The 3843-nt window shown below is 67.6% G+C and carries 5 protein-coding genes; 3 read left to right on the plus strand and 2 right to left on the minus strand.

Going from position 1 to position 3843, the window contains the following annotated elements:
* Positions 1-48 precede the first annotated feature (48 nt).
* The gene (locus AC5LUJ_RS21870; protein ID WP_445548443.1) at positions 49-363 is read right to left on the minus strand and encodes an LppP/LprE family lipoprotein; all 315 of its coding nucleotides are present in this window, start codon (positions 361-363) and stop codon (positions 49-51) included.
* Positions 332-1909 carry an AAA family ATPase gene (locus tag AC5LUJ_RS21875; RefSeq protein WP_250280804.1) on the minus strand — a complete coding sequence of 526 codons (1578 nt, stop codon included), beginning with the start codon at positions 1907-1909 and terminating at the stop codon, positions 332-334. Before AC5LUJ_RS21875 ends, AC5LUJ_RS21870 begins: the two co-directional genes overlap by 32 nt.
* Before the next feature lie 201 nt (positions 1910-2110).
* Here AC5LUJ_RS21875 and AC5LUJ_RS21880 point away from each other — a divergent pair, with 201 nt between their 5' ends.
* From AC5LUJ_RS21880 to AC5LUJ_RS21890, 3 genes are all read left to right on the plus strand, one after another.
* Positions 2111-2350: an MMPL family transporter gene (locus AC5LUJ_RS21880; RefSeq protein WP_250280802.1), complete on the plus strand. Its 240-nt coding sequence runs from the start codon at positions 2111-2113 to the stop codon at positions 2348-2350.
* Between the two features lie 146 nt (positions 2351-2496).
* Positions 2497-2802 (plus strand): protease inhibitor I42 family protein, encoded by a 306-nt coding sequence (locus AC5LUJ_RS21885; protein WP_445548438.1) that lies wholly within the window; start codon positions 2497-2499, stop codon positions 2800-2802.
* A gap of 205 nt (positions 2803-3007) precedes the next feature.
* A complete protein-coding gene (locus AC5LUJ_RS21890) occupies positions 3008-3784 on the plus strand; it encodes a C1 family peptidase (RefSeq protein WP_493465642.1) in 777 nt (258 codons plus the stop codon).
* Positions 3785-3843 lie beyond the last annotated feature (59 nt).

Raw genomic sequence — 3843 nt, forward strand, 5'->3', positions numbered from 1 at the left:
CTGACACCCCCGCCCACCCGAACCGGCGGCCAAGCCGAGGCGGCCGAGTCACGGGAACGAGTATGTAAGTGGTCGCTGGAGCAGCCACTTACATACTCGTTCCGTCCCCTGCTCCGGGTCAGCGGCGGCTGCTGTTGGCGGCGGGGTCGCTTGGGGGATCGTCGGAGGGTCCACGTTCAGCTTCGTTCCGTCCCAGCGGAAGGTCACGTCGGCCGTTCCGGCGGAGGGGCAGCGGATCCTGTCCGCGGGGTCGTACAGGTCGTAGCGCGGTACGACGGGCTGCCCGGCGAGACGTTGGTCGTGCCCCGAAGACGCTGTCCGGCTTTGTCCCTTACCCGCGTAGCAGGGTGATCGGGCGGCCAGCGGGGCTGGTGACCGTGGTGATGGCGGTACGTTCGTCGATGGGGGGGGCCGCGGGGCGCTGGTCGAAGATGGCCAGGGTGCCGGTGCCGAGCTGGAAGCGGTCGAGATAGCGGTCGAGCTGCCTGAGGCCCTGGCGGAGCGGGTCCGTCTTCTTCGAACGCCAGGTCTTGATCTCCAACGCCTCACGCTGGACACGGCGGGAGCCGTCGGCGGTGACGTAGGGCCAGCGGATGTGCAGGTCGACACGACCCGTGCCGACCGCGTACTCACGCTCGACAAACCCACCGCCGTTCACGACACGCTGGAGGTATCCCATGAGGATCAGCTGGGGAGCCGCCTCGTGGTAGAAGCCCGTCCTGACCAGAAAGTCACCGTTCTCGATCCACCAGTCGGCGAATTCGTCGAGCACCCTGGGGAAGTCGAAACCGCCCTCCGGGCGGACGAACGACCGGGGATCGGCGGTGACGCTCTCCTGGATGCTCGACGACAGGACCCGGGCGATGACCTCCCGATAGATCGGGTTCGCGACCCGGACCGGAGCCTTTGGCGCGATCAGGCCGAGGTCACGAACATAGACGAGATCATCGTCGTAGGGCTCGAGAGCGAACGGATCACCCGCCAGGAGGGGGCCGATGATCCGCTGGACCCGCGGCTGCGCGAGCTTGGCCGCGAGCGAGTCCAGATGCGTGGCGCGGTCCAGGACAAGCCGTTCCTTCGCGTCCTCGAGGTGCGCGATGGTGACTGGTTCGGGTGCGGGCACGGCCATTTTCTCGACGACCTCGCGGGCGAGTGCGTTGACCAGCCACGGCTGGCCGGCGGTGAGCTCGTAGGCGTGTTCGACGGCACCCGGGGCGAACCGCTGCCCGGTCTCGGCGGTGTGCTGACCGTAGAGCTCGGCGACCTCGTCCGGCGTGAAGTCTCCGAGCCGAAGGGACTCCAGTTTGACGTTGAAGGGACTCGCGGTCCCGAGACGGTCCGGATCTCCGCCGGCGAGCGCCTTGTATTCGCGGACATCACGCAGGCCGCACAGGGCAACCGAAACGGGGAACTCCTGGGATCGGGTCGGGAACCCGGCGCGGAGCTGGCGGAGCACGCTGATCAGGCTCTGTCCGCGTAGCGCGTCGATCTCGTCGAAGAACAGCACGAGTGGGCGTGGGCACGCCAGCGCCCACGCCCGCAGGGCCACCTGCAGCAGGCTGCCTTCCGACTCCGCGGACCAGGCCGGCGGGCGAAGATCCGTTGCCAGCTGGCTCTCGGCGTTGATCCTGATCTGGGTGAGGATGTCGCGGTTGGCCGCGCCGTAGTCGTCACCGGCGGCTTCGGCGACCTCGCAGGAGAAGTGCAGCGCCGCGTAGCGGCCCCGGGCGGTCAGGTCCTGCGCAAGCGCGCGCAGCGCGGTCGTCTTGCCGGTCTGGCGGGGGGCATGAACGACGAAGTAGGCATTCTGGCCGACGAGGGCCGGCGCCGCCGGCAGCCGTTCCAGCGCCGGGATCATGTAATGGTCGACGGGGCTGCACGGACCAGCCGTGTTGAACCGACGGCTCATCCGGTCCTTCCCCTCCACGGTCCCGCGGTGGCGCGTCCTCTGCGTGCCAGCCTACCGTGATCGACGATCAGCGACCCGCTGTGACGTCAGGAGAGCCATACTTCCTCGGGGCGGCCGCATGGCTCTACGTGTTTCATCCGGCTTCCCCGTGAAGTCACCGCCGAGTCACTCACGCCCGCGGCGGGTCCTCGTCTCAGTGCCATGCTCCGAATCGCCGGTCTCGCCCTGACGCTCGGCGCCCTCATCGGCCTCGGCGTGGGTATCGACTACGCACTCTTCATCATCACCAGGCATCGCGCCGGCCTGAAGGCCGGCCGGTCCGACACCAACACCGCCCGCACCATGGCGCCGCCGAGCTTCCGGCATTCCTCGCGGGCGGCGGCGACCTCGCCGAGAACCGTCAACGAGCCGCCCGGAGGCTTCCAGCGCAACCGCTCGTGATCGTCGCCACTGCTCGAACCGCGCCAGTTGTATCGCCACCGTGCCCATAGAAAGGTATACAGAGCATGCGTCAATACCAGATCCGTAATGAGAGGGACACGCATTCGTGGTAGCCGGGGGCGGACGCAGGCACGCACACTGGACGTATGTACCTGGCGAAGGCTGACGCTGGAAGGCGCCGGACGGTTCGGGTCGGCGAGCCGGTGGTCTGCGAGCTGCCGGAGACGCCGACCACCGGCTACCGCTGGCAGGCGCAGACCGACCCGGCCCTGCTGCGAGCGATCGGCGACCGCTACGAGGGCCCGACCGAGCCGCGTGGCGCCGGCGGCATGCGGATCTTCACTTTCGAGCCGCTGCAGCCCGGCCCGGTGCTGCTCCGGCTGGTGAAGAAGCGTAGCTGGTCGTCCCAGGTGACCGACACCTTCGACGTTCAGCTCGACGTGGCGGACTGATCTTCTCTTTGCTCCGTCGCGGCCGTCTCGCCGGCGGTGGAATCCGTGCATGCGCACGCGCGGCGAGTACCGGCCGGCTGCGGAACTCGGCGCACCGCAGACGTCGTAGAAATGCCAGCCGTCTGCGTCCCGCTGTGTCAGAATCATCGGTGGCGCGTCGTCAATGATGATCAACGCGTCCGACGTGACAACCGGAGGTGGCTGGATGGCCTCGCTTCATGGCTTACTCGAAAGCGGCTTGCTTTATCGCAAATACGAGGAGACGGTCCACGAGGGAATGCGGCTCGGCCGCAACCTGTGGCTGGATGCTCGAAGTCTGGCGTACATGGTCGAGAACGATGTCGCGGCGATGTCCGGGAAGCTGGTGGACCAGCTCTGGGACCGCCGGATTGTCATCCTCGACCAGGGCGAGCTCGGGTCGTGCACCGGGAACGCCGGCACCGGGGCGCTGGGCACCGAACCCTTCTACAGCGCGGTCGGCAGTAGGGCTCTGCCCGCGGCGGGCAACGGCAAGGCGCTGGAGGACTTTGCCGTCACGCTGTACAAGGATGCCACCGTCGTGGACGGCTATCCCGGCACCTACCCACCGGACGATACCGGTTCGTCCGGCCTGGCCATCTGCAAGGTACTCAAGTCACGTGGCACGATCAAGGGATATCGGTTCGCCCGCACCGCCTACGGTCTGCTGCAGCTGCTCCAGCACGGCCCGGTGCTGCAAGGAATGCCGTGGTACGCGGCGTTCTTCCACCCGGACGCCGCCGGCTTCATCGACGCTGACCCCAAATGGCGGTCCAGCGGGGTCGCCGGCGGCCACGAGGTCGAGGCGATCGGGGTTGATCTCGACACGCGGAACGTGTTCGACAGCGTGATCGTCTACGCAAACAGCTGGGGCACCGGCTGGGGCGACAACGGCCTTTTCCGAATGCGCCTGCGGACCTACGACCAGCTCAGCGGCGTGGACCTGCGACAGTACCAGGTGTAAATACCTGATATCGAATACCGCCAATGCCGACGACTGGGCTCGCCGAGCCTTTCCCGGTA

Source organism: Protofrankia sp. CiP1_Cm_nod3 (assembly GCF_982290655.1).

Coding starts and splice junctions, on each gene's coding strand:
- AC5LUJ_RS21875 (WP_250280804.1), bottom strand. CDS start 1,909: ATGAGCCGTCGGTTCAACACGGCTGGTCCGTGCAGCCCCGTCGACCAT.
- AC5LUJ_RS21885 (WP_445548438.1), top strand. CDS start 2,497: ATGTACCTGGCGAAGGCTGACGCTGGAAGGCGCCGGACGGTTCGGGTC.
- AC5LUJ_RS21880 (WP_250280802.1), top strand. CDS start 2,111: ATGCTCCGAATCGCCGGTCTCGCCCTGACGCTCGGCGCCCTCATCGGC.
- AC5LUJ_RS21890 (WP_493465642.1), top strand. CDS start 3,008: ATGGCCTCGCTTCATGGCTTACTCGAAAGCGGCTTGCTTTATCGCAAA.